The following is a 24,285-nucleotide window of genomic DNA, read 5'->3' on the forward strand; positions in this document are numbered from 1 at the left end:
ATGGACATCAAGGACTATTTCCTGCGGGACGTTGCGTCTCACACCATGGAGGTGGTACGCGTGGATGGTGTGCATCGCCACCTGCGCTTCCGTCGCGGCGGGGAGTCGTACATCAACGGCTTCGACGTGATCACCTGGCCCGGCACGCTGTGCATCCAGGGAGACTGCGGAACGTACGTCTTCTCTCGGCTAACCGACATGTTCCAGTTCTTCCGCAGCCCTGATGGGCGGATCAATCCGTCGTACTGGCAAGAAAAGGTCGAGGCGCAAGATCGGACGGGAGGCATCAAGGAATGGGATGAGCGATCGTTCCGTCAGAACGTAGTTCAGCGGTTCAGGGACTGGTGGCGTGAAAGCTATGAGTTCGGGGCAAGGCGAAAGTGCTGGCAGGAGCTTCGCACGCAGGTGCTGGAATGCAGCGAAAGCGAGTATGAAGCCATGCCCGCCGCCTACGCCTTCGAGTTCAGTGATGACGGAATTTCCCCGACATTTCGCCTTGAAGACGCCTATGAGCTGGCAGGTGAGCGATACACCCGTCGCTTCCTCTGGAACTGCCACGCCATCGTCTGGGCAATCCAGCAGTTCGACGCCTCCAACTACTCGAACGAGGCTGCCTGACCATGGACCAGCCCATCCGTCCCAGGTCGAGCAGCACGCGGAAGACTCGTATCCGCATGATCCGCGACCAGCATGGCTTCACCCGGTATCAGCTGTCACACGACGGCGGCGTTGTTGTCGAGTCGTTGACCCTGGCCGGCGCGTGGAAATGGGCGAAGCACGTCTGCAAGGCCAGGGGCATTACGCGATGACGCCCGAGACATTCCGACCCGCTGTCGCCATCAGCGGCGATCGCATCCTCGTCTTCGTCGGCGCGGCTTACCAGCCCATGTCCCTCGAAGCAGCTGAAACCCTATACGCCAAGCTCGGCGCCGCTATCGAGCAGGCAAAGCAGCAAACGGCCGATCAGGCCTGACCCTCACAGCCACGCACGAAAGGAACCCTGCATGTCTTCCGTCAACATCCACACGCTCAACATCCATATCGGCTCGCCGCGCGCCCTTCTCAGCGTCCTTCCGGCCGACCTGCAGTACGCAACTGGCTTCGCACCTCACGCCGACGACGCCACCCGTTTTTCCGTCTCTGAGGATGGATCGATCGTCACCGATTCGAAGACCGGACTGATGTGGTCCCAGGCGAACGTCGGCGCCAAGGGCAACTTCGAGAAGGCCGAGAAGGCCGTGGCGGAATGCCGCCTTGGTGGCCACGCCGATTGGCGCATGCCGACCCGCGAAGAGCTCGAATCGATCCTCGACCTGACCCGTAGCGATCCGGCCATCGATCCTGTATTCGCGTGCGACTCGTCCTGGTACTGGAGCAGCACGGCTGTCGCGTCGGCTCCGGCCTACGCCTGGTTCGTCCTCTTCGCCTACGGCGACGTCAACGGCCTCCACCGTGGCAGCGGCGGCGCGTTCGTGCGCGCGGTGCGGTCGTCGTCGCCGGCCGGTCAGTAATCGAACCTTGGTGATCCTCCCATGAGCTTCGTCCTCCCTCCCGTTATCAAGCTAGCCGAGCGCATGCTCGCCGACACGGAGCTTGCCGTGGCCACGTTCCCGCGTGCGCACCGGTATTCGTTCGGCAATGAGCTGCGCACGCAGGCAAGGGCCGTCTATCGCGTCGCGCTCGATGCGTGGCGATACAAGGCGACCCGTGCCCGCGCACTGGCCAATCTGGTACGGGAGGTGGACAACCTCAAGGGCGAGTTGCAGATCGGTCAGCGTATCCGCGCATTCCGGAGCCTCGGACAGTTCGAGGCTCTGTTCCTCGTGGCGCGCGACCTAGGCAAGCAGGTTGGCGGATGGAACCGCCAATTTCACCCTCAAGGGCAGAATTCGCCGTCCACAGGACAGGCGAAGCGTTCCCAGATACTGAGTACCCGTCCCACCTCGAAACGGGAGGTCAATCGATGAGGAAGTCGCGCTACCACCAGAACGGATGCTCGACCGGCTCGCAAGCGGATGGGGATGCGTCGGCTCCGGCCTACGCCTGGATCGTCAATTTCAACAACGGCAACGTCAACAACAACCACCGTGACAACAACAACGCGTTCGTGCGCGCGGTGCGGTCGTCGTCGCCGGCCGGTGAGTGTCGGGGTGTCCGACATGGCAAGGATGCCGCCACCTTCAGCGATATGTTCCACGCCCATAAGGCCGCTCGTCGTAACAAGCGCGCCAGCACCAACCAGATGCGTTTCGAGGCCAATTGGGCCGATGGCCTATTGAACCTCGCCCACCAGATCAACGCTTGTACCTGGTCGCCCGCACCAGCAGCCTGCTTCATCGCGAAGCGGCCGAAGGCGCGTGAGATCCACGCTCCCGACTTCGGCGACAGGATCGTTCACCACTGGCTCGTCCCTCAGATCGAGCGCATCTACGAGCCTACGTTCATCCATGACAGCTATGCCAACCGGCGCGGCAAGGGCACGCATGCGGCCATCGAACGGGTGAAGTCCATGGTCCGCGCCGTTCACAGCGGCCAGGGCGGTGGCTGGTATCTACAGCTCGACGTGCACAACTTCTTCAACTCGATCCACCGGCCGACGCTATACCGAATGCTCAAGGCGCGGCTTCAGCGTGCCGGCATATCCGCCTCGGCCATGCACGTGGTGCACGCCCTGCTCCGCCAGCCGGTATCGCGGCAGGGCATCGTGCATCAGGCCAGCCGGGCCGACCGCGAACTCGTTCCGCCGCACAAGCGGCTGGAGAACGCGCCGCCAGGCTGTGGGCTCCCGATCGGCAACCTGTCGTCCCAGTTTTTCGCCAACGTCTACCTCGACCGGCTGGACCAGTTCGTGAAGCACACCCTCAAGGCGCCGCGGTACGTGCGCTATGTGGACGACTTCGTTCTGGTCCACCGCGATCGCTCGGTGTTGGAAGGCTGGAAGAGGGACATCGAGGAATTTCTCGGGAAGGAACTGCGCCTTTCCCTCAAGGCCGACGTGCGCCTCCGCCCACTGACCACCGGCATCGACTTTCTCGGGTACGTGATCTACCCGACCCATACCCGGGTCCGGGCACGCGTACTGGCTCATGCCAACGAAGCACTGAGCGCCTGGGCTGCCCGACGCGTGCGCGAAGGTAACGTCACAGCGACGCCTGAGGAATTCCGGGGAGCGCGGTCGATCTGGGCCAGCTACGAAGGGCATATGCGGCATGCGAACACGCACCGTCTCAGAGAGCGCTTCCTGCGGCGCTATACATGGCTTGCTGCTGTTGGCCGACCCATTCGATTTGCCGTGGCGCTCGAAGGGCGATCGGTAGCGATACAAACGAAGGAGGTGAGTCGTGGGTGAAGCCAAGCGCCGTGGACCGCGTGAGCAGCGCGTGGCCTCTGCCATAGAGGCCATTGCTCAGGAGCGGGCGGAAGCGATTCGGCGCGCAGAGGAAGCTGAAACGCTGCGTCAGCAGCGGATTGCGGAGCGCTGGGCGAAGCTGTCGCCAGAGGAGAAGCAACGAAGGATCGCTATCGCGCAAGGCGAAGCCGCCTTGCTCGGGCACTTAGTTTCTATCCCCGGAAGTGGTGTGCTGGCTGCCGCCGGCGCACTCGGTGTTTTCTTTCGCAAGGGAGATCGGTGATGGGCTGGTCTATCGGCTACGACGACGAGTGGAAGCGCGACATCGGTTACGGCGTGCCGGCGATATGCGACCACCCAGGCTGTGGCGCCAGCATCGACCGTGGGCTGTCGTTCGTGTGCGGAAGCGAACCCTACGGCGGCGAGCACGGCTGCGGCTTGTACTTCTGCGACGAGCACCGGATGTACGCGGGCGATCGCCGCGGCGACGCCCGGCTATGCGCTAAGTGCTACTGGAACCACGGTGGCACCTTCATGCCCACGCCGGACACACCGGAATGGCTGAACCACAAATCCACCCACCCGAGCTGGGCGGAGTGGCGAGCAGGACAGGAGGCGGCTAAGTCGTGAGCGTAAATCACCACATCATCGACGCGGCGGAACTTCGGCGCCTGTCCGGGCTTCAGCAGCCGGCAGCGGTGAAGCGGTGGGCAAGTGCGCAAGGCATCCGTGTCAAGGATGGTGCCGAGGGTCCCTGGACCACTCTGGAGGCGCTCAACGCCTCGATGGGCGTAGGATCGGCCGGAAACGATGACGCCTACCGGCCAGAGGATCTGCTGTGACGCGAGGTCGCCCCCGCAAGAAAGACCGCACCATCCCCGAGCACATCGACCAGGCGAAGCTGCCGGTAGGGTGTTACTGGGACGCCCGCGATCGCGTCTGGTACACGATCCACCGTGCGCCCAAGCCGAGGCGTCAGAAGGTCGCCGGCGCCGATGCGCTGATGTCCGACCTTCATTTGGCAATGGAGACGATTCGTGGTGTCGATCGAAAAGCGCTCAACTGGCTCCTCGATCAGTACCACACCAGCCATGTGTTCACCGCCCTGTCGATACGGACACAGTCCGATTACGGGCGCCAGCGAGAACTAGTTCGCACGCTAGCCCTCAAGGATGGGAGCACCCTGGGTGCCTTGGACTATGGTCGCCTGAATACCGCGTTCTTCCAGCGCCTGGTCGACAAGATCGCTGGAGAGGGTACTCCAACGAAGGCGAACCACCTGATGCGCTACCTTCGTCTGGTCTACTCCTGGGCAGTCCGCCGCGGTTTCGTGGCGGTGAACCCAGTTAAGGGAACAGCCCAGGCGACGGAGCGAAAGCAACGCAGGCTCCCGCGCCCCGAAGTTATGGCCGCGCTCGTCAGGATGGCCTACGAAGGCGGACAACTACAGGCACGCATTAAGGGAAGCTGTCCGCCCTATCTCTGGGCGATCGCCGACATTGCTTACCTGTGCCGCCTCCGTGGTATCGAGGTGGTCACGCTTCCAGAGAGCCATGGTCTCGAGGCAGGGATCCAGACCAATCGGCGTAAGGGCAGCCGAGACAACATCGTTGCCTGGACTCCGCGGCTACGCATGGCCTGGGACGCACTCATTCGCTACCGGGACGCCATCTGGAAAGCTGCGGGAATGCCTGTGCCGATCCGAGCCGAAAACCGCCCGCTAGTCGTGGCAGAGCATGGCGGCGCGCTGAAGAAAAGCAGCCTCGACTCGGCGTGGCAGCGCATCAAGAAGCGCGCTATCCGCGAGAATGTAATCACCGAGGAAGACTGGTTTGGCCTCCACGATCTGAAACGCCGCGGCGTGACGGACACGGCGGGGAATCGCGCTGATAAACAGGAAGGTAGCGGGCATCGCACAGAATCGATGATGGACGTCTACGACCTCAGTCTACCGATCGTTCCAGCCGCTGGATCTGCCAAAATCGCCCCGTAAAAGTCGCCGCCAAGCGATTGAAAAAGTTGAATCGCTTCCGGGGAAAATCCGTAAAATTAATTACTGTAAGTACTCGGAATCGTTGAAGACTACACCGGACTTTTAATCCGTAGGTCGACGGTTCGAATCCGTCACGACCCACCATTTTGCATCGGAGCCTGGCGCGCCGAGGCTGTTGCCTCCTTCTTGCGCTCCCGCCCTCTGACACTCGCTCTTACGCCACCTCCTTTCCTAACGAGCTCTCGTCGGGGAGGTCTTCGTGTGCATCGATTGCACTGACTCTAAGGTGATTCTCACGCCAAGCGTTGGCACGAAGATCCTTGGTGCCAGAACCGTGGGCGCAAGGGTCGATGCAGATGCTGGTGAAATCATTGGCTTAGGCGAGTTCGTGAACTTACCCCCCGACGGACTACGTGACGTTCATCGCGCACGCCAAGTAGCCTCTATTCAATCACCACCCCACACGGAGACCTCAGCATGATCAACAGCACGAGAGGCGGATAAATAAGGGGCCCTAGGGCCCTTTTTTTATGGCCATGACATCGACGCTCGTTGTGGCATTAAACGGTTCGCCTACAACGCGTGCGGAAGCTACCCACATGCGGTCGCGGCGTTGGCGCACGAAGCGCCCACTGGAACAGGTAGTAGTGTGAAATCCCACGCAGCGATGGAGATCACACATGATGTTTCGCGACAAAGGCAGGTACGCCTGGAACGCATTCAGCGGCATGTTTGTCGGACTGATCTACGGCATGGTCCTCATCCTGGCGATCGCCGGGTGGTTCAGCGCCGTCATCAGCATGACTCTTCGCGCCACGTCCGATTGCGCCACTTGATCACTACGGAGTCCTTATGCCCATGAATCGCCGGGAATCCTTCGTCACGCACTCCGACCTTCGCAAGACCATCAGCAAGCTGGTGACGCGCGCGGAGTTCCACGAAGTCGTGAAGCGCCTCGATGGCCGAATCACAGAAGTAAAGAGTGAAGTCGCCGCGTTATCGGCGAGGAACGATGAGCAGTTCAAGCGTATCGACGAACGCTTCATACGTATCGACGAACGCTTCACACGAATCGACGAACGCTTCATACGAATCGACGATTCGATTTCGATGATTGGACGAGCCGTCGCTCGGATCGAAGAGAAGTTGCTTCAACGCGCCTCCAAGGACTACGTCTCCAATCTGGTGCTCGCGGCCCTGGCCACGATCATCGGTCTTCTTTGCTGGCTGCTAAAGCCCGTCATCGCCAACGCGCTACACGCTGGTATGCAGTAGCTCACCCTGCGTACGCGTGACCGCGACAGATAAGGTATGTTCCGAACGGACCAACGCTAGGTCGAGGACGCCCCATGACACGCATCGAAAAGCTCCGCGAGTTGGGCTACACCTTGCCGCCGCCGTTCCCGGCACTCGGCTCGTACGCTGTGGTGACCACCGAGGGACCCCAGGTCTTTGTCTCAGGCCTGGGGCCAGTCAAGGATGGCAAGCTCGTACGCGGGCTCGTCGGGGATGACATGACCTTGGCCGAGGCTCAGGATGCGGCCAGGCTCACCATGCTGATGATCCTGGCGAGTCTTGAGAAAGAGTGCGGCCTTGATCGCATTGCACGCTGTCTTCGCCTGACTGTCTACGTCCGTGCCGTTCCTTCCTTTGAAGCCCATCCGAAGGTGGCTGACGGCGCTAGCGATCTGGTCCGCGATCTCTTCGGCGCCGACGTGTTGCCGGCGCGAAGTGCGCTCGGCGTGCATTCCCTACCGATGGGGATACCTGTCGAGATCGACAGCATCTTTAGCCTTACCGGCTGAGGCACGAGACAAGGCGGTCGGGAAGAACTCCGGTTGCGTACGCAGGTGATGATTGAGACGCCAGAATGTAACGGATGCTGCCCGGTGCTCCCGCCGGCGTCTGCCTTTCGGCGCCCGGCTAGTTCACTGCGATCTTGAGTCAGAAAAGGACTACGCGCGCCATGGAATCGCACCGTCACAAATCACTGGCATACGCTGCTTAGAACGGCACAGCTCCCTCCATAGCATGGCTGATACGTCACACAACAAGGGAGGACGTATGTCAGCTGTAAATCTATCGCCCGTACCGGTTTTCGGTTTCACGCACGATCCGTACTACGGACTTGGCGACAATGCGAGCTACAACAACAAGCTGTTCAATCCGGGTCCGGTTACGCCGCCTGGCGTTCCAGGCCTCCCGCCGCAGAATCCAGAGTTCTTCGGGCAAGCCGCCATGACGAATGGCCCAAAGGTTTTTGCGGCCGCTCAGACCGGCGATCCAATCGCTACGGCAGAGGCTTTCTTTCAGGGTCTGAGCGCCCGCACCGGAAATTTCGTGCTTGGACAGTTGTCAATCTGGAAGGATTTTCAGGTCGTTCTGAGTGAAGGCTACAACCGCCCCATATCCTGCAACGATGGCGGCCTCATCGGCCCGGATGGTCGATTGTCGATCACAGCACTTGCGGGGCTCTACGTCACACACGCCGGAAACTACCCTATTCGAGTCGAAGACCCTTCGTACGACTTCTGGGGTACACCGCTCATGTTTGCGTCTGGGATGTACTACTACGTAGCCGGTGGCGGCAAGAAGCGTCGCGTTCGCATCAGCTCGCTGGGCCTTCACCTTGTTCCGAGGGATTTCGAACCGGTCGATGAGATTTTGAAGAATGCTCTCAACGGCCCCGGGAACTACGTCATCTCTGGCCCATTCGAGCACAACATCTTTGACCGTGGCGTGGCCGATGTATGGGCTGCCGGCCTTCTTGGGCGTGTTCGTGGCTGGGTGAACGGCGATCTAGAGATCCGAGCGGACCATTCGTACCACTTTCGTGGCTCGTTCTCGCTCGCTGAGGACACTTATGACGTCGGAGCAAGCAACCGGCCGTTTATCCAGGAGGCACTGACAAGCTTTCTGGAGGGCGTCGGGAACACGTTGGGCCACACAAACTATCAGATCGAGATCGTTGGCTCAGAGCCAGTCGAAGGGGGAGGTGTTCGTTGGTAGTACGGTGTGCTCTAGCGGTTGGCTCCGCACTCATCGCGCTCATCCCGTCTTGCACGCCGTCGCCAGCGGTGACCGCCGAATGTAGGGCATGGACATCTGATCAGCTCAAGGGGCACGTACTAGCCCATATGCGAGTTAACGATCCACTGGGCACCAAGCCAGCAGCATCGCTTACCGAAGACGACATCGAGCTCGTTGGGGCTCCCCAACTTGGGAGTTCGATGTGGATGGTTCCGTTTAAGGTCCCCGGAAGCAACACCTACACCGCGCTTGTCGAATGCGACGGATACACCGAGCTATCTGGCGGATAGCGCTCTTCCTGGTGATTTTTCCAACTGCGCAAAAAAAGGGCCCTTCCGGGCCCTTTTTCTTAACGAAGCTTATTGGCTTCTGGAGCGCGTCAGACGTAGCGGGTGTTGTCCGGTACGCCCGCCTTGGCGAAACCTTCCGCGCGCAGGCGGCAGGCGTCGCAGTGGCCGCAGGCGCGGCCCTGGGCGTCGGCCTGGTAGCAGCTGACGGTTTCCGAGAAGTCGACGCCGAGGCGGACGCCTTCGGTGACGATGTCACCCTTGCCCATCTTCATCAGCGGGGCGTGGATGCGGATACCGGCGCCTTCGACGCCTGCCTTCGTCGCCACGTTGGCGAGGGTTTCGAACGCTTCGATGAAGGCCGGGCGGCAGTCGGGGTAGCCGGAGTAATCGACGGCGTTCACACCGCAGAAGATGTCATTGGAACCGAGTACTTCGGCCCAGCCCAGTGCGATCGAGAGCATGATGGTGTTGCGCGCCGGCACGTAGGTGACCGGGATGCCTTCCCCACCCTCTTCCGGCACGTCGATGTCGGCGGTGAGTGCCGAACCACCGATGCTGCGCAGGTCGACGACGACGGTCTTATGGGCAACGGCACCGAGCAGCTTCGATACGCGCTCGGAGGCTTCCAGCTCGGAGCTATGGCGCTGGCCGTACGCGACGCTGAGCGCATACACGTCGAAGCCCTGCTCACGCGCCATGGCGATCGTGACAGCGGAATCCATACCGCCCGACACGAGGATGACGGCCTTGCGGGGGGTGTTCGAAGCGTTCATGCGGTTACCTTGGAATCAATGGCCCTGGGCGTCGTTCCACAGCAGCTTGTGCAGCTGCAGCTGGAAACGCACCGGCAGGCGTTCGGCGAGGATCCATTCGGCCAGCTCACGCGGACCGACCTTGCCCCACACCGGGGAGAACAACACCATGGCCTTGCTATCGAGGCCATGCTCGCGGACGACATCGCGCGACCACTCGAAATCGCCGCGGCTGGCGATGACAAACTTGACCTGGTCGTGCGGCAACAGGTGATCGAGGTTGGACCACAGGTTGCGGGCGCTCTCGCCCGAATCCGGTGCCTTGAGGTCCATGACCTTGCGGACACGCGGATCCACCTGGGAGACATCGAGGGCGCCCGAGGTCTCGAGCGAAACCTCGTGGCCGGCATCGCACAGCTTGCGCAGCAGGATATGGCAGCGCTTCTGCGAGAGCGGTTCGCCACCGGTGACGCAGACGTGTTTCGCCCCGTGGCTGGCCACCTCGGCGACGATGGCATCGATATCGTGCCACTGCCCACCGTGGAAGGAGTATTCGGTATCGCACCAGACGCAGCGTAGCGGGCAGCCGGTAAGGCGCACGAACACGGTGGGCCAGCCGATGGCATCGGCCTCACCCTGCACGGAGTGGAAGATCTCGGTGATCCGCAGGCGTTCCCGGACGGGAGCAGCCGGCGGAACATCCGCCGGAATTGCGGTGTTGCCGTTCATACGCTTAGTTTGCCGTCTGGCGCTGCAGGCGACGCAGGCGTTCCTGTGCGAGGCCAGCGGCCTTGGTACCCGGATACTTGGCCGAGACCTGCTTCAGGGTGGCCACGGCCGCGTCCTGCTGCTTCAGTTCGATCTGGCAGTAGCCGACCTTGAGCAGGCCATCGGAGACCTTGTCGCTCTGGGGATAATTCTTCACCAGGCGCTGGAAGGCTTCGATAGCCACCTGATAGTTCATGGTGACGTAGTAGGACTCACCCAGCCAGTAATAGGCGTTGGGTGCGAGCGGGCTCTCCGGGTACTTCACCAGGAAGTCGCGGAAGCCACGCGAGGCCGTAACGTAGTCGCCACCGCGAAGCGATTTGAACGCCGCATCGTAGGCAGCCTGTTCGGCCGGTGAGGCGGCGCCCGGGTTGTTGCCACCCGTGCTGGCGGCCGGCGCCGGGGCGGCAGCCTGCTGCGATGCAGCCGCGGCGGGCGCAGGCTGCTGAGGTGCCGGACCGGCAGCCGCGGCCGGCTGGCCGGCGGGCGCACCACCTTTTTCAAGACGACCCAGCCGCGAATCGACATCCGCGTACTGCGCCTTCTGGGAATCCTGGAGTTGCTGGTTCTGGTGCTGCAGCTCTTCGATCTGGCCCTGGAGCTGGGCCACCTGCTGCTGCAGGTCGTTGACCTGGTTCACCAGTTGCGTCGTGCCCGAATTGGCCTGGTTCTGCTGCTCGAGCCGCGCGACGCGGTCGGCGAGGCTGAGGCGATCCTGAGCCGGGGCCACAGACGCAAAAAGCGTGGCGGACGCAATTGCGCCCGCCACGCCAAGCCTGGCCGTGAAACTTTTAGCCAGAGACTTCTTCATTACTTCGCGGTGTAGACGATCTCAACGCGACGGTTCTTGGCCCAGCAATCCTCGTTGTGCTCCTTGCACACCGGCTTTTCCTTGCCGTACGAGGTCACGTTGACCTGGCCAGCCGAACCACCAGCAGCCTGGAGGGCGCTGGAGACGGCATTGCCACGGCGCTCGCCGAGGCCCAGGTTGTACTCGCGGGTGCCGCGCTCGTCGGTGTTACCCTCGAGGGTCATGGCCGACTGCGGACGATCCTGCAGGTACTTGGCGTGGCAAGCGATGATCTGCTGGAATTCCGGCTTCACTTCGTTCTTATCGAAGTCGAAGTAAACGACGCGCTGACGCAGGCAAGCGTCGGTGTCGAGGTCTTCCGGCTTGTACTTGCCGTCGTTGGTCGGCGCAGTCTGGGTAGCCATCGGCTGGGCTTCCGGCTGCGGAGCCGGCTTGGTGTTCTTCTTGGAGCACGCGGCAGCACCCACGCAAAGCAGGGCAGCCAGGGCGACGGTAACGGTCTTATTCATGGGACGTTCCTTCAACAGTTGAGTTCCGACAGTTTTTTACGGTTTCGGGACAGACACCGCCGGTTGTCCGGCTGTTTTTCTACTTGCATCCACGTCGACGGGGCGCTGTCCCGCACCCTTCGCCTGCGCTCCGTCGGCCACCTTGAAGGGCGATCGCCGGGTGTTCCTTTATTCTCTCGCCCGCAGGAAAGGCGCGGAACATGCCGCGCCCTCCCGGGACGTTGCCGATGTCGCGGCCCCTTTCAGGGCGCGCCATCAACGCTGTCGATACGGTCCCCAGGACGGCTCACGAACGTCGCCATCCGACAGGACCAGGCGCTGGCGCACCGCGCCATCCGCCGAAACCGCGTACAGGACGCCGCGCGTGCCCTGCGATGCGGCGTACAGCAGCATGCTGGCGTTGGGCGCGAAGCTGGGCGAATCGTCCACGTTACCCGGGGAGACGAAGCGCACCTGGTTGCCCAGACTCTGGTCCATGATAGCGATACGATACACGTTCCCGTTGCCCTGCACCATCGCAATCTGCTTGCCATCGAAGCTTACCGAGGCGCTGGCGTTGAAGCCGCCCTGGAAGGTGATGCGGGTGGCGTTACCGCCCGAAATGGAGGTCTTGTAGAGCTGGGGCTTGCCGGAGCGATCGGAGGTAAAGATCAGGCTCTGGCCATCCGGGGTGAAGGTGGGCTCGGTATCGATCGCGAAGTTGTTGGTAACCCGCGTTTCGGTACGGCTGGCGACGTCGATGATGAAGATCTCCGGGTTACCCACGTAGGACAGGCTCACCGCGAGCTTGCTGCCGTCCGGCGACCAGGCCGGGGCGGAGTTGATGCCCTTGGGATGCGAGGCCACGAGGCTACGCGAACCAGTGGAGATGTTCTGCACATACACGGCCGAATTGCCGCTTTCGAACGAGACGTAGGCGAGCTTGCTGCCATCCGGCGACCAGGCCGGCGAAAGCAGCGATTCGCGCGAGCGGGCCACGACCTGCGGATTGAAGCCATCCGAGTCGGCCACGATCAGCGAATAGGTGGTGTTGTTACCGGTACCCACCGCCGTGACGTAGGCGATACGGGTCCAGAACGCGCCGCGAACGCCGGTGATCTTTTCATAGATCTGGTCGGCGATCTGGTGGGCGACGCCGCGCAGGTCGCCAGAGGGGGCGGTGAACGACTGGGCCAGCAGGCTCTGCTGGCGGTTCACGTCCCACAGCTCGTAATCGACCTTGACCATGCCGCCGCCCGCATCGCTGATGCGGCCGATGGTGAGGTAATCCTGCTTGAGCAGGCGCCAGGTGGCGAACTTGATGTCCGAACCCTGCGACGGGGTCTCGACGATGTCGGCCTTATCGAGCGAGCGGAACTTGCCCGAACGGTTGAAATCGGCGCGGATCACATCGGCCACGTCCGTGGGCAGCGGCGCACCGCCTGCCTGGGCGAAAGGCACCACCGCGATCGGGGTGGCCGTGGCAACGCCCTTGGCGATATCCACGTTGAGCGACTGGGCGGCGGCGGGGCCGGCCACGAGGGCTGCCAGCGCCACGAGGGCGGCAGCGAAGCGGAATATCGTCTTGCGCATGGGCTGATTCATTGCGACCTGTGGAGATGTAGTGGCGACCGCATGGTAAGCGGCCCCCGGGGAACCTGAATGACCCGCATCTGAACCGCCCTCGGACCCGGAAGGGTTTCCGAGGGCGAATCCATCATTACGGCCTGAACGTGAAGGTGAGGTTTCGTTCGAAAACGTCCTCGAAGCCCTGGTACGGGAGCGGCTGGGCACGCAGCACCGCATTTTCCAGCGAGGCGCGGCCCGGTCCGTCAAACGGGCAGCTCGAATCGACCTTGGCGCTCAGTACCTGGCCGCCGGGAATCTGGACGACGTGGACGATGCACGCGCCGTTGCCAATATTCTCCGGGCGCAACCAGTTCTGCGTCACCGCGTTCTGGATCGCGGCGATGTAAGCCGCCCGCTTGCTGTCGTCCTTGCCGTTCTGACCCGTCTGCGGGTTCTCGGCGAACGGCAGGTCTTCGCGACCGTTGTCCTTGGCCTTCGCCAGATCTTTCAGCTGCTGCTCGGCCTGCTTCTTCGCGGAATCGGCCTTCTTCGTGTTCTGGGACGCGGCGTCCAGCTGCTTGAAGATGTCGTCGATCTGCTTCTGCTTCTCTTTGCGCTTCTCTTCCTGCTGCGCATCGATCTCGGCCTGGCGCTGGCGCTGCTTCTCTTCCTGGATCTGCTTGGCGTCCTCGGCCTTTTGCACGGCATCGTCCACCACCTTCTCCTGATCCTTCAGGTCAGGCTGCTTGGGCGGCGGCGGCAGGGTCGGCACGGGCACTTTCTGCTCAGGCGGCGTCGGCGGCGGCGTGACCGGCGGCGGCGGGACGGTATCGGGCACCGGCTTGGCCTTGGTGGCCTTGGGCGGCGGCGCGCCCGTGGGACCGACCAGCGAGGCCTCGATGATCTCGCCTGGCAGCAGGATCGGGGCCGGGCACTTCATCGGGTTCCATTCAGCGGGCACGCCAATGGCATCAGCCCACTTTTCGTAGTCCGAGCAGGGGATCACCGCGATGGCCAGGAAGGCCACGATGCCCAGATGCAGGAGCGCGGCCAGGAAGACCGCGCGAGGCGTGCCGTTATGGTTTTCCATTCTGGGCCGACTGGGGCTGGCTCATCAGGCCGATCTTGGAAATGCCGGCGGTCTGCAGGATCGGGAGGATCTGGTAGACCTTGCCGTAGCCCACGCGCTCGTCGCCGGCCAGGAGCACCTGGATTTCCGGGTTGGCATCGTGGAACGCGGTGATCTTCTTCGTGAACTCGTCCACGCTCACCGGCTCGCGCTTGGTGCCCTCGGCGGTGAGGTAGATCTGGCCCTGCTCGTCCACGGAGACGACGATCGGATCCTTCTTGTCCTTCAGGGACTTGGCATTGGTCTGCGGCAGCTGGATATCCACGCCGAGGTTCATCATGGGCGTGGTGACCATGAAGATGATCAGCAGCACGAGCATCACGTCGATGTACGGCACGACGTTGATCTCGGATTTCAGCTTCCGCTTGTGACGGCGGTAGACGTTACGCGTGGCCATGGCGGCGGGCTCAGGCGACGTCGTCGGCGTGGATCTGGCGCTGCAGCACCGACGAGAATTCTTCCTGGAACACCTCGTAACGGGACGCGACGCGCTCCACGCGGGTGGCGAAACGGTTGTAAGCCCACACGGCCGGGATAGCGGCAAACAGGCCCATGGCCGTGGCGATCAGGGCTTCGGAAATGTGCGGGGCAACCACCGAAATGGTCACATCCTTCATCTCGCCCAGGCCCTGGAAGGCGCCCATGATGCCCCACACCGTGCCGAACAGGCCGATATACGGGCTGATCGAACCGACGTTGGCCAGGAATTCGAGGTTCTGCTCGAGCTTGCCGATCTCACGGGTACCGGCCACGCGCATGGCGCGCTCGGTGCCTTCCATGATGCGGTCGCTATCGGACACGCGGCGCTGGCGCTGGCGGGCGAACTCGCGGAAGCCGGCCTCGAAGATGTTCTCGATGCCGTGCTTGCCATCGCGGTTGCCCACTTCACGGAACAGGGCGGCCAGGTCGGCACCCGACCAGAAGCGGTCTTCGAAGGTCTCGGCGTTGTTATGCGCTTCCTTCAGCTGGCCGTACTTGCGGATGATGATCACCCACGACATGAACGAGAAGGCCAGGAGGAGCAGCATGACAAGCTGCACGGGCAGGCTGGCTTCCGTCACCAGCTTGAAAATATTGAGTCCACCGTTCATCGCTTGAAGGCTCTCCGCCAGGTATCTATAGGCTTGGTATTAAAGGAATTCGGGGCGGAACAGATCCGCGGGGATCTGGGCCGGGCGCATCGCGTCGAGGTTTACGCAGGCCACGCGCACCGTGGCGCGCAACAGCGTGGTATCCCCCCGCACGATCTCCTGACCGAACAGCATACTTGCTGAACGCCGTTCTTTGACGGCCAGCGTCACCAGGAGTTCATCATCCAGACGGGCCGGGCGCAGGAAATCCAGGCCCATCTCCCGGACGACGAAGCCCAGGCCGGTGGCCTGGCGCAGCGCGAACTGGTCAATGCCCTGGGCCCGCAGCCATTCGGTGCGGCAGCGCTCCATGAAGCGGACGTAGTTGGCGTGGTAGACCACCCCACCCGCGTCGGTATCTTCCCAGTAGATCCGGACCGGCCACGAAAACACGCTCATGGGGCGTCCTGGAACAGGTCGGGCGTACCCGAGGCGCGCGGCGGCGGGTTCAGGCCCAGGTGCCGCCAGGCCTTGGCCGAGGCCATGCGGCCGCGGGCCGTACGGATCAGGTAGCCCTGCTGGATCAGGTAGGGCTCGACCACGTCTTCCAGGGTGCCTCGATCCTCGCTGAGGGCCGCGGCCAGGGATTCGACGCCGACCGGGCCGCCATCGAAGCTCTCGATGATGGTGCCGAGCAGGCGGCGGTCGAGGTCATCGAAACCCTGCGCATCCACCTTCAGCATGTCGGTCGCCGCGCGGGCGAGCTCATGGGTGATCCGGCCATCGCCACGCACTTCCGCGAAATCACGGACCCGGCGGAGCAGGCGGTTGGCGATACGCGGGGTACCACGCGAGCGCCGGGCGATCTCGGTGGCGCCTTCGATATCGCACTCGATGCCAAAGATCTTCGCCGCGCGGCGCACGATGGCCGTGAGCTCGTCGACGCTGTAGAACTCAAGGCGCTGGATGATGCCGAAGCGGTCGCGCAGCGGGCCGGTGAGCAGGCCGGCGCGGGTCGTGGCACCGATCAGGGTAAACGGCGGCAGATCGAGCTTGATCGAACGAGCCGCGGGGCCCTCGCCGATCATGATGTCGATCTGGAAATCTTCCATCGCCGGGTAGAGCACTTCCTCCACCACGGGCGACAGGCGGTGGATTTCATCCACGAAGAGGACGTCGTTGGCCTCGAGGTTGGTGAGCAACGCGGCGAGGTCGCCTGCGCGCTCCAACACGGGGCCCGAGGTGGAGCGGACGTTCACGCCAAGCTCGTTGGCGATGACGTGGGAAAGCGTGGTCTTGCCGAGGCCGGGTGGGCCAAAGATCAGGACGTGGTCGAGCGCGCCGCCGCGGCGGCGGGCCGCCTCGATATAGATGGCCATCTGCTCGCGCACCGTCGGCTGGCCGAGGTACTCGGCGAGGCGTTTCGGGCGGATGCTGGCTTCCAGCGCCTCGTCATCCATGGCGGCGGCGGAAGAGATGATGCGGTGCTCGGACATGGGGCGCATTATGGCATGCCCCGCGACCCCTACCCCCTCAGATCTCGACCTGCGCGCCCAGTTCGATCAGGCGATTGCCCGGAATCTGGAAGAACGCCGTCGCCGGCAGCGCATTGCGGGCCAGGAAGGCGAACAGCTTGTCACGCCACAAGGCCATGCCCGGCCGGCGCACATCGGCCACGATGGTTTCGCGCGACAGGAAGAACGTGGTGTCCATCATGTCGAAATCGACACCCAGCGAGCTGGCGCGCGTGAGCGTGAGCGGGATGTTCGGATCCTCGGCAAAACCGTAGCGCAGCTGCAGGCCATAGAAGCCGTTGCCGTACTCGATGAGTTCCATCCGCTCTTCGTAATCCGCCACCGGCGTCTCGAGCATTTCCACGGTAAGCAGCACGTTCCGCTCGTGCAGCACCTTGTTGTGCTTGAGATTGTGCAGCATGGCGTGCGGCACGCTGTTCTGGTTGGCGGTGAGGAACACGGCCGTGCCCGGCACGATCAGCGGCGGGTGGTCGGCGATATTGGCCACGAAGGGCTCCAGCGCCAGGCCACTCTGCTTGATCTCGCGGACCACCAGGTCCCTGCCCCGCCGCCAGGTGGTCATCATGGTGAAGATCACCACGCCCAGCACCAGCGGGAACCAGCCGCCATGGGCGATCTTCAGGGCGTTGGCGCCAAAGAACGACAGATCGGTGACCAGGAAGATGATGCCGACGGTGATGACCGCCGACCAGTGCCAGTTCCACCGGCGTTTGGCCACCACCAGCGCCAGCAGCGTGGTCATGGTCATGGTGCCCGTCACAGCGATACCGTAGGCCGCGCCCAGGTTGTTCGAGGAGCGGAAGAAGATGACCGCCACGAACACCAGCACCAGGAGCAGACGGTTGATCCACGGCACGAAGATCTGCCCCGACATCTCGCGTGAGGTATGCACCACCGCCATGCGCGGCGAGTAGCCCAGCGACATGGCCTCGCGGGTCATGGAGAACGCACCCGAGATCACCGCCTGCGACGCGATCACGGCCGCCGCGGTGGAGAGCGCGATCATCGGGTACAGGAGATTCTCCGGCACCATCTTGTAGAACGGATTTTCGATCGCGGTCTGGTCGTGCAGCAGCAGCGCGCCCTGGCCGAAATAGTTGATGAGCAGCGCCGGCAGCACGAAGAAGAACCAGGCCATGCGGATCGGCTTCTTGCCGAAGTGGCCCATGTCCGCATACAGCGCCTCACCCCCGGTGAGCGCCAGCACCACGCCACCCAGGGCGATGAAGGCCTGCATGCCGTGCTCGGTGAAAAACTTCACGGCGTAATACGGGTTCAGCGCGAACAGCACCTGCGGATGCTGGACGATCTGGCGCACGCCCAGCACCGCCAGCACGACGAACCACGCCACCATGACCGGGGCGAAGGCCTTGCCGACCAGATCGGTGCCGTGCCGCTGGATCGCGAACAGCACGAACAGGATCACCAGGCAGATGGGCAGCACGTAGGTGTCCAGCGTCGGCGCAGCCACTTCCAGGCCCTCCACCGCGGAAAGCACCGACATGGCAGGCGTAATCACGCCATCACCGTAGAACAGGGATGCGCCGAAGATACCAATGGCCGCGAGCACCCAACGGGTACGCGGCGAGCCCGCGACGCTGCGCTGCGCCAGGGCCATGAGCGCCATGATGCCGCCCTCGCCTTTGTTATCCGCGCGCATCACGAAGGTGACGTACTTGAGCGAGATCACCATCAACAGCGACCAGAAGATGAGCGAGAGCACGCCCAGCACCGCGAGCGGCTGCGGCGTCATGCCGTGCGTGCCCAGGGTCTCCTTCATGGTGTACAGCGGGCTCGTGCCGATATCGCCGAACACGACGCCGATGGCACCCAGGGCCAGCTTCGCGAGCTTCTTGCCATGGGCGTTGCGTAATTCTTCTGCGTGGGACATGCCCATGATCAGCTTCCCAGCGCGGCGCGGAGCGCCTTGCGGATGATGGCTTCGGCGGTATCGCCATCGGCGGCCACCTTACTGACGAGGCGCGTGGCCTCGGGCGGCTTGTAGCCGAGTTGTTGCAGGGCCACCGTGGCCTCGCCCACCGGATCGACCGGGGCGGCAACACCGCTGGCGGCCGGCAGGCGCACGCCGGTGGCATCCACGCGATCACGCAGCTCCACCACCATGCGCTCGGCGGTCTTCTTGCCGATACCGGGGATCTTTGTCAGCGCGACCACGTCGCCGGCGTGGACCAGGCGCGAAAGCTCCTCGGTGGAAACGCCAGAGAGCACGGCCAGCGCGATCTTCGCGCCAATGCCACTCACCTTGAGCAGGTTGCGGAACATGGCACGCTCGGTTTCCCGGAGGAAACCGTAGAGCGACACGCCATCTTCGCGCACCGCGTAATGGATGAGCAGGATCACTTCCTGGCCCGTGGCCGGGAGGTCATAGATGGTCGACATCGGTGCATCGACGTCATAACCCACGCCACCGACCTCGATGAGGAGCGACGGCGGCTGCTTGCTGATCAGGGTCCCACGCAGGCGGCCGATCATCGGCGACGTCTCCATGCCGTGCGCGGGATACCCACGCGTTCAATACTGGAACGGGTATGCGCATGGGCGATAGCGATCGCCAGTGCGTCGGCCGCGTCCGCCTGCAGCGGACCCTTCAGGCCGAGGATCATCCCGATCATGTGCTGGACCTGGGTCTTGTCGGCACGGCCGGTACCGACCACCGCCTGCTTGACCTCGGTCGCTGCATATTCGTGCACGACGATTCCCTGGCTGACCACGGCACACACGGCCGCGCCACGCGCCTGGCCCAGCTTGAGGGCCGAATCCGCGTTGCGCGCCATGAACACGCGCTCGATCGCGGCTTCCGCCGGACCGTGCGCGCCAATGATGGCGCAGAGTTCGTCAAAGATGCGTTTCAGCCGCAGCGGGAAGGTAGCCTCCCCGCCGATGACCAGCGCGCCATGCCATACATGGGTCAGGCCGCCATTGTCGGCCACGTCGATGATCCCGACGCCCGTGCGCTGGCTGCCCGGGTCGATGCCTAGGATGCGTGTCATGGCGGTAACGCGGATCGGGTGCGGTGCGGGTAAGGCCGGTGGCCTTACTCGTCGTCCGCTTCCTGCGGCAGCACGGCGTTGTGGTAGACCTCATCAACGTCGTCGAGGCTATCCAGGCGCGCGAGCAGCTTCTGGAACTGCTCGAGGGCTTCGCCGGTGGGCGTAACCAGCGGGCCGTTCGGGTGCATGACCACGTCGGAGCTATCCACGTCGAAGCCGGCGGCGACCAGCGCCTTGCGCATAGCTTCCACGGCGATCGGGTCGGCAGCCAGCAACACCGTGCCCACGCCATCGGCGATCACGATGTCTTCGGCATTGTTCTCGATCGCTGCTTCTTCCAGCTTCGCTTCCACGTCGGCGTCGCCACCGGTGTGGATGACGACCTGGCCCACGCGGGTGAACTGGAACGCCACCGAATTGGTGGTGCCCATGTTGCCGCCGAGCTTGGTCAGCGCGGCGCGCACATCGGCCACGGTGCGGGTCTGGTTGTCGGTGACGCAATCGATGATGAGCGCGGTACCCGCCGGGCCGTAGCCCTCGTAGCGGATCTCGTGCATATCGGCACCGCCATCGGCACCCGAGCCGCGCTTGATGGCGCGCTCGATGGTGTCCTTGGTCATGTTGGCGGCCAGGGCCTTATCCACGGCCGCGCGCAGGCGCGGATTGCCGTTGGGGTCGGGCACGCCGCCACGGGTGGCGATGGTGATTTCGCGGATCAGCTTGGTGAATACCTTGGCGCGCTTGGCGTCTTCGGCATTCTTGCGACCTTCGATGGACGGGCCTCTACCCATGTGCGTTTCCTGGTGCTACCGGATGGACAGGGGCGGGATTCTAACGGAACTGGGGCGGAACGGGGGCAATCGGCGAACGGCGAATCGCGCGCAAGCGCGCTCCTACAGGGGTTCGCGTTCGTTGGCGGTGGCGCTAGGGCACTGGGGCCGGCGCCTGGTCGAAGCGGCCTTCCTTCAGGAAAAACGCGGCCTGGCGGGCCACATCGGCGGAGACGAGCATGCCGGTGTGGCTGGTTTCGAGGATGCAGTGCGCCGTGAGGCCGGGCAGCCGGGTCTCTTCCACACCCACCGAGCCATCGTGCTCGGTTCCTACATCACCGACCAGCGAGCCCAGGCCCACCTGCTGGCGGCCGGCGATCATGCCAACCTCGCGGGGACCATCCCAGTGGTCAAGGCCATGCGACAACAGTTCGCGGGACCGCCCCAGCAAGACATCACCGCCCCAGTGGTGGGTAAGGCCGCGAGCGGCACCGCTACCATTCAAGGGTGAGCCCAGGCAGACGATGCGCCCGCCCGGCTCATCCATATCCCGGCAAGCCAGCAGGGCGAGAATGCCGCCCAGGCTGTGGCCCACCACATGGACCGGGCCAGGTGACAGCGCGCGAATCCGCTTTCGTAGCCGCGCGATCGCCTGTTCGGGCGGCGCGGCCACGCTCATGTATTCGAACTGATGGACCCGGAAACCTTCCTCGCGCAGCCGACGATGAAGCATGGCCATGGCGAACCCGCGCATCCACAGGCCGTGGAGCAGGATGACATCGGGCGACATGGCATTCATCGGCTTGTCGGGTACGGCTATCAGGCCTTCAGCGGCTCCGCGGCATCGACGCGGACGTGCAGTTCCTTCAGCTGCGGAGCCGAAACCGGCGACGGGGCGTCGGTCATCAGATCCTGCGCGCTGGTGGTCTTCGGGAACGCAATGACGTCACGGATCGACTCGGTGCCGGCCATGATGGCGGCGATGCGGTCGATACCGCAGGCCAGGCCACCGTGGGGCGGCGCGCCCATGCGCAGCGCCTTCAGCAGGAAGCCGAACTTGGCCTCGGCTTCGTCCGGGCCAATGCCGAGCAGCTCGAACACGGCACTCTGCATCTCGGGGCGGTGGATACGGATGGAACCACCACCGATCTCGCTACCGTTGAGGACGATGTCGTAGCCGCGGCTCAGCGCCACGGCGGCGTTGGCGCGCAGATCGGCGATGTCATCGATATTCGGGGCGGTGAACGGGTGATGCAGCGCCACGAAGCGCTTCTCTTCCTCGTCGTACTCGAACATCGGGAAATCGGTGACCCACAGCGGCTTCCAGCTGTTTTCCACCAGACCGCGGTCGCGGCCCAGCTTCAGGCGCAGGGCGCCCATGAAATCGGTCACGACCTTCCAGGCGCCGGCGCCGAAGAAGACGATATCGCCGTTGGCGGCACCGGTGAGCTCCAGGACCTTGTTGAGCGCGGCGTCGTCGAGGAACTTGGCCACCGGCGAGTTGATGCCTTCACGGCCCTTGGCCAGGTCATCGACCTTCAGCCAGGCCAGGCCCTTGGCGCCGTAGCGACCGGCGTACTCGGTCAGGCCGTCGATGTCCTTGCGGGAAAGGTCAGCGGCACCCGGGACGCGCAGGGCGGCCACGCGGCCGGCCGGATCGTTCGCCGGGTCGGCAAACACCTTGAACTCCACGTGCTTCACCGCCTCGGCGATGTCGGTGAGTTCCAGGGCGATACGTAGGTCGGGCTTATCCGAGCCGAAGCGGCGCATGGCCTCTTCGTAGGTCATGCGCGGGAACGTGGCATCGAGCTCGACGCCGCGCACTTCGCGGAAGACGTGGCGGATCATGTTCTCGACGAAATCCTGCACATCGCGTTCTTCGACGAAGGCGAACTCAAGGTCGAGCTGGGTGAATTCCGGCTGGCGGTCGGCGCGGAGATCTTCGTCGCGGAAGCAGCGGGCGATCTGATAGTAGCGGTCGAAACCGGCCATCATCAGGATCTGCTTGAACAACTGCGGCGACTGCGGCAGCGCGTAGAACTGGCCCGGGTGCACGCGGCTGGGCACCAGGTAATCGCGCGCGCCTTCCGGCGTGGCCTTGGTCAGGATCGGGGTTTCGATGTCCTGGAAGCCAGCGGCATCCAGGTAGCGGCGCAGCTCGCGGACCAGCGCGGTACGCGTGCGCATCATCTTCTGCATTTCCGGGCGGCGCAGGTCGAGGTAGCGGTAGGTCATCCGCATGTCCTCGTTCGGGTTCTCATGCAGCGCGAACGGCAGGTCGCGCGCGGCGTTGAGGATCTCGACCTTGCTGGCCAGCAGCTCGACCGTACCGGTCTTGAGCTTGTCGTTCACCGACAGGCGCTTGCGGATCTGGCCGGTGACCTTGATCACGTACTCGTAGCCCAGCTCGCCAGCGACGGCAAAGGCATCGGCGTTTTCGCGCTCGATCACGACCTGGGCGATGCCCTCGTGGTCGCGCAGGTCGACGAAGGCCACGTGGCTCTGCAGGCGCAGGGTGTTGACCCAGCCACACAGGGTGACTTCCTGGCCGACCAGGGACTCGTCGATGAGGCCGCAAAAATGGGTGCGCATGCGCTTGGGGCTCCGCGGTGCAATGCAAAAGAAAAGACCCCGGATCGTACCACGACCCGGGGCCCTCATTACCCTGTAGGAGCGCGCTTGCGCGCGAAAAGCCAACGGAGCGGAACGCCGCAGCGGCCCACCCGGCCGGCCGTCAACGCCCGATATCGAACCGCCCGCGGCAGCCGCGATCGGCCCAGATGCCATCCCGGGTGAAGCCGTAGGTGTAGCCCTCGCGGCACTCGGTCTTCGAGGTCTGTTCGTACAGGCGGGCGCCACGGCCGATCGGCCAGCGGCAGAACACCCGCTTGTTGTCGTTGGAGTCGCAGCTCACGATCTGGCCGCCACCACCGCCGTAACCCGGACGGCCACCGCCGCCATAACCCGGGCGGTCATCGCCCCAGCCCGGCCTGCCACCGCCACCCCAACCACCGGCTTCCTGGAAAATGCCACGACAGCCGTCATCGACCCACAGCGTGCCGCGATCGATATCCCAGTTGCGGCCGCGGACGCAGGTGGTTTTCGAGTCCTGACGGACCAGCCGGGCCTCGCGCCACGGCACCCGGCAGATCGTGCGGCGGCCATCGACGCTGCCGCAGCTAACGGTATCGCCGCCACGCTGGGCGTGGGCGGCCGGCGGGGCCATGAACAGGCCCGCGCCAAGCGCGAGCATTGCAACCATTCCAAGCAGGCGTTTCACGGCCGGTACGTCCTTTCGATCGAGGTGTCGCAAAAACTATCGGAAGGATCCGCAACGCTGATTGAACAGATCGCAGGAAATCGTTGCCACCGCATACCGCCCCTGTAGGAGCTCACCCTGTGAGCGACGCCTTTCGCGCCACCCCCGCAACACTTCACTCCCCCGACTTAGCCACCGGCGCAGGCGCAGGCGCCGGGCTTGCCGCCGGCGCGGCCGCCCCCGAAGACCCCTCGGCCAGGTTCCTCTTCTTATCGCCGTCTTTCTTGAAATCCGTCTCGTACCAGCCACCACCAGCAAGACGGAACTGCGGCGCGCTCAGCATGCGGCCCACACGCGGCTCGCCGCAGTTCGGGCAGGTCTCCGGATCCGGGTCGGACATCTTCTGCAGGCGGTCGAAGCGATGGCCGCAGGCCTGGCACTGGAATTCGTAGATGGGCATG

General features: G+C 63.8%; 31 protein-coding genes. 13 read left to right on the plus strand and 18 right to left on the minus strand.

What is annotated here, in order from left to right; genetic code table 11:
* The 13 genes from L2Y96_RS18200 (at position 1) to L2Y96_RS18260 (ending at position 8,351) form a co-directional block, all read left to right on the plus strand.
* Complete coding sequence (locus L2Y96_RS18200) at positions 1–618, plus strand: hypothetical protein (protein ID WP_247329027.1); 618 nt, start codon at positions 1–3, stop codon at positions 616–618.
* A 148-nt stretch (positions 619–766) separates the two neighbouring features.
* Complete coding sequence (locus tag L2Y96_RS18205) at positions 767–973, plus strand: hypothetical protein (protein ID WP_247329029.1); 207 nt, start codon at positions 767–769, stop codon at positions 971–973.
* 31 nt (positions 974–1,004) lie between these two features.
* A complete protein-coding gene (locus tag L2Y96_RS18210; RefSeq protein ID WP_247329030.1) occupies positions 1,005–1,511 on the plus strand; it encodes an Lcl C-terminal domain-containing protein in 507 nt (168 codons plus the stop codon).
* Between the two features lie 21 nt (positions 1,512–1,532).
* Entirely contained in the window at positions 1,533–1,967 is a 435-nt protein-coding gene (locus tag L2Y96_RS18215; RefSeq protein ID WP_247329032.1) for a four helix bundle protein, read from the plus strand.
* Positions 1,856–3,349: an RNA-directed DNA polymerase gene (locus L2Y96_RS18220; protein ID WP_247329033.1), complete on the plus strand. Its 1,494-nt coding sequence runs from the start codon at positions 1,856–1,858 to the stop codon at positions 3,347–3,349. The genes L2Y96_RS18215 and L2Y96_RS18220 overlap by 112 nt, the downstream gene beginning before the upstream one ends.
* Entirely contained in the window at positions 3,342–3,632 is a 291-nt protein-coding gene (locus L2Y96_RS18225; RefSeq protein WP_247329035.1) for a DUF1682 domain-containing protein, read from the plus strand. Before L2Y96_RS18220 ends, L2Y96_RS18225 begins: the two co-directional genes overlap by 8 nt.
* Complete coding sequence (locus L2Y96_RS18230) at positions 3,632–3,979, plus strand: hypothetical protein (protein WP_247329036.1); 348 nt, start codon at positions 3,632–3,634, stop codon at positions 3,977–3,979. Before L2Y96_RS18225 ends, L2Y96_RS18230 begins: the two co-directional genes overlap by 1 nt.
* Positions 3,976–4,191, plus strand: coding sequence for a hypothetical protein (locus L2Y96_RS18235; protein ID WP_247329038.1), 216 nt, complete (start codon positions 3,976–3,978; stop codon positions 4,189–4,191). Before L2Y96_RS18230 ends, L2Y96_RS18235 begins: the two co-directional genes overlap by 4 nt.
* Positions 4,188–5,342, plus strand: coding sequence for a site-specific integrase (locus L2Y96_RS18240; protein WP_247329040.1), 1,155 nt, complete (start codon positions 4,188–4,190; stop codon positions 5,340–5,342). The genes L2Y96_RS18235 and L2Y96_RS18240 overlap by 4 nt, the downstream gene beginning before the upstream one ends.
* 680 nt (positions 5,343–6,022) lie before the next feature.
* Positions 6,023–6,178 carry a hypothetical protein gene (locus L2Y96_RS18245; RefSeq protein ID WP_247329042.1) on the plus strand — a complete coding sequence of 52 codons (156 nt, stop codon included), beginning with the start codon at positions 6,023–6,025 and terminating at the stop codon, positions 6,176–6,178.
* A 22-nt stretch (positions 6,179–6,200) separates the two neighbouring features.
* Positions 6,201–6,617, plus strand: coding sequence for a hypothetical protein (locus L2Y96_RS18250; protein WP_247329044.1), 417 nt, complete (start codon positions 6,201–6,203; stop codon positions 6,615–6,617).
* Positions 6,618–6,691: 74 nt separating this feature from the next.
* The gene (locus tag L2Y96_RS18255) at positions 6,692–7,147 is read left to right on the plus strand and encodes a RidA family protein (protein WP_247329046.1); all 456 of its coding nucleotides are present in this window, start codon (positions 6,692–6,694) and stop codon (positions 7,145–7,147) included.
* Between the two features lie 259 nt (positions 7,148–7,406).
* Positions 7,407–8,351, plus strand: a complete 945-nt coding sequence (locus tag L2Y96_RS18260; protein WP_247329049.1) for a lipid II-degrading bacteriocin — start codon at positions 7,407–7,409, stop codon at positions 8,349–8,351.
* 400 nt (positions 8,352–8,751) lie between these two features.
* Here L2Y96_RS18260 and queC read toward each other — a convergent pair whose 3' ends face one another.
* From queC to L2Y96_RS18350, 18 genes are all read right to left on the minus strand, one after another.
* Complete coding sequence (gene queC / locus L2Y96_RS18265) at positions 8,752–9,435, minus strand: 7-cyano-7-deazaguanine synthase QueC (protein ID WP_247329052.1); 684 nt, start codon at positions 9,433–9,435, stop codon at positions 8,752–8,754.
* A gap of 15 nt (positions 9,436–9,450) precedes the next feature.
* Positions 9,451–10,143: a 7-carboxy-7-deazaguanine synthase QueE gene (gene queE / locus L2Y96_RS18270; protein WP_247329054.1), complete on the minus strand. Its 693-nt coding sequence runs from the start codon at positions 10,141–10,143 to the stop codon at positions 9,451–9,453.
* A 4-nt stretch (positions 10,144–10,147) separates the two neighbouring features.
* Positions 10,148–10,993 (minus strand): tol-pal system protein YbgF, encoded by an 846-nt coding sequence (gene ybgF / locus L2Y96_RS18275; RefSeq protein WP_247329056.1) that lies wholly within the window; start codon positions 10,991–10,993, stop codon positions 10,148–10,150.
* Positions 10,993–11,502 carry a peptidoglycan-associated lipoprotein Pal gene (gene pal, locus L2Y96_RS18280; RefSeq protein ID WP_247329058.1) on the minus strand — a complete coding sequence of 170 codons (510 nt, stop codon included), beginning with the start codon at positions 11,500–11,502 and terminating at the stop codon, positions 10,993–10,995. The genes ybgF and pal overlap by 1 nt, the downstream gene beginning before the upstream one ends.
* 255 nt (positions 11,503–11,757) lie before the next feature.
* Entirely contained in the window at positions 11,758–13,074 is a 1,317-nt protein-coding gene (tolB, locus tag L2Y96_RS18285; protein ID WP_247329060.1) for a Tol-Pal system beta propeller repeat protein TolB, read from the minus strand.
* Between the two features lie 127 nt (positions 13,075–13,201).
* The gene (locus L2Y96_RS18290) at positions 13,202–14,140 is read right to left on the minus strand and encodes a cell envelope integrity TolA family protein (RefSeq protein WP_247329062.1); all 939 of its coding nucleotides are present in this window, start codon (positions 14,138–14,140) and stop codon (positions 13,202–13,204) included.
* Positions 14,127–14,576, minus strand: a complete 450-nt coding sequence (gene tolR / locus L2Y96_RS18295) for a protein TolR (protein WP_247329064.1) — start codon at positions 14,574–14,576, stop codon at positions 14,127–14,129. The genes L2Y96_RS18290 and tolR overlap by 14 nt, the downstream gene beginning before the upstream one ends.
* 10 nt (positions 14,577–14,586) lie before the next feature.
* Positions 14,587–15,270 carry a protein TolQ gene (tolQ, locus tag L2Y96_RS18300; RefSeq protein ID WP_247329065.1) on the minus strand — a complete coding sequence of 228 codons (684 nt, stop codon included), beginning with the start codon at positions 15,268–15,270 and terminating at the stop codon, positions 14,587–14,589.
* A 39-nt stretch (positions 15,271–15,309) separates the two neighbouring features.
* A complete protein-coding gene (gene ybgC / locus L2Y96_RS18305) occupies positions 15,310–15,708 on the minus strand; it encodes a tol-pal system-associated acyl-CoA thioesterase (protein WP_247329067.1) in 399 nt (132 codons plus the stop codon).
* Entirely contained in the window at positions 15,705–16,745 is a 1,041-nt protein-coding gene (ruvB, locus tag L2Y96_RS18310; protein WP_247329068.1) for a Holliday junction branch migration DNA helicase RuvB, read from the minus strand. The genes ybgC and ruvB overlap by 4 nt, the downstream gene beginning before the upstream one ends.
* A 37-nt stretch (positions 16,746–16,782) precedes the next feature.
* Entirely contained in the window at positions 16,783–18,675 is a 1,893-nt protein-coding gene (locus tag L2Y96_RS18315; RefSeq protein WP_247329071.1) for a potassium transporter Kup, read from the minus strand.
* Between the two features lie 8 nt (positions 18,676–18,683).
* Positions 18,684–19,277 carry a Holliday junction branch migration protein RuvA gene (ruvA, locus tag L2Y96_RS18320; RefSeq protein WP_247329074.1) on the minus strand — a complete coding sequence of 198 codons (594 nt, stop codon included), beginning with the start codon at positions 19,275–19,277 and terminating at the stop codon, positions 18,684–18,686.
* Entirely contained in the window at positions 19,274–19,795 is a 522-nt protein-coding gene (gene ruvC / locus L2Y96_RS18325; protein ID WP_247329077.1) for a crossover junction endodeoxyribonuclease RuvC, read from the minus strand. Before ruvC ends, ruvA begins: the two co-directional genes overlap by 4 nt.
* A 44-nt stretch (positions 19,796–19,839) precedes the next feature.
* Positions 19,840–20,586 (minus strand): YebC/PmpR family DNA-binding transcriptional regulator, encoded by a 747-nt coding sequence (locus L2Y96_RS18330; protein WP_247329080.1) that lies wholly within the window; start codon positions 20,584–20,586, stop codon positions 19,840–19,842.
* 133 nt (positions 20,587–20,719) lie between these two features.
* The gene (locus L2Y96_RS18335; RefSeq protein WP_247337118.1) at positions 20,720–21,355 is read right to left on the minus strand and encodes an esterase/lipase family protein; all 636 of its coding nucleotides are present in this window, start codon (positions 21,353–21,355) and stop codon (positions 20,720–20,722) included.
* A gap of 29 nt (positions 21,356–21,384) precedes the next feature.
* Positions 21,385–23,157, minus strand: coding sequence for an aspartate--tRNA ligase (gene aspS, locus L2Y96_RS18340; RefSeq protein WP_247329082.1), 1,773 nt, complete (start codon positions 23,155–23,157; stop codon positions 21,385–21,387).
* Positions 23,158–23,299: 142 nt separating this feature from the next.
* A complete protein-coding gene (locus tag L2Y96_RS18345) occupies positions 23,300–23,845 on the minus strand; it encodes a DUF3011 domain-containing protein (protein WP_247329085.1) in 546 nt (181 codons plus the stop codon).
* Positions 23,846–23,999: 154 nt separating this feature from the next.
* Positions 24,000–24,284, minus strand: coding sequence for an FmdB family zinc ribbon protein (locus L2Y96_RS18350; RefSeq protein WP_247329087.1), 285 nt, complete (start codon positions 24,282–24,284; stop codon positions 24,000–24,002).
* Between the last annotated feature and the right edge of the window lies 1 nt (position 24,285).

The organism is Luteibacter aegosomaticola, assembly GCF_023078475.1.
Taxonomy (GTDB): domain Bacteria; phylum Pseudomonadota; class Gammaproteobacteria; order Xanthomonadales; family Rhodanobacteraceae; genus Luteibacter; species Luteibacter aegosomaticola.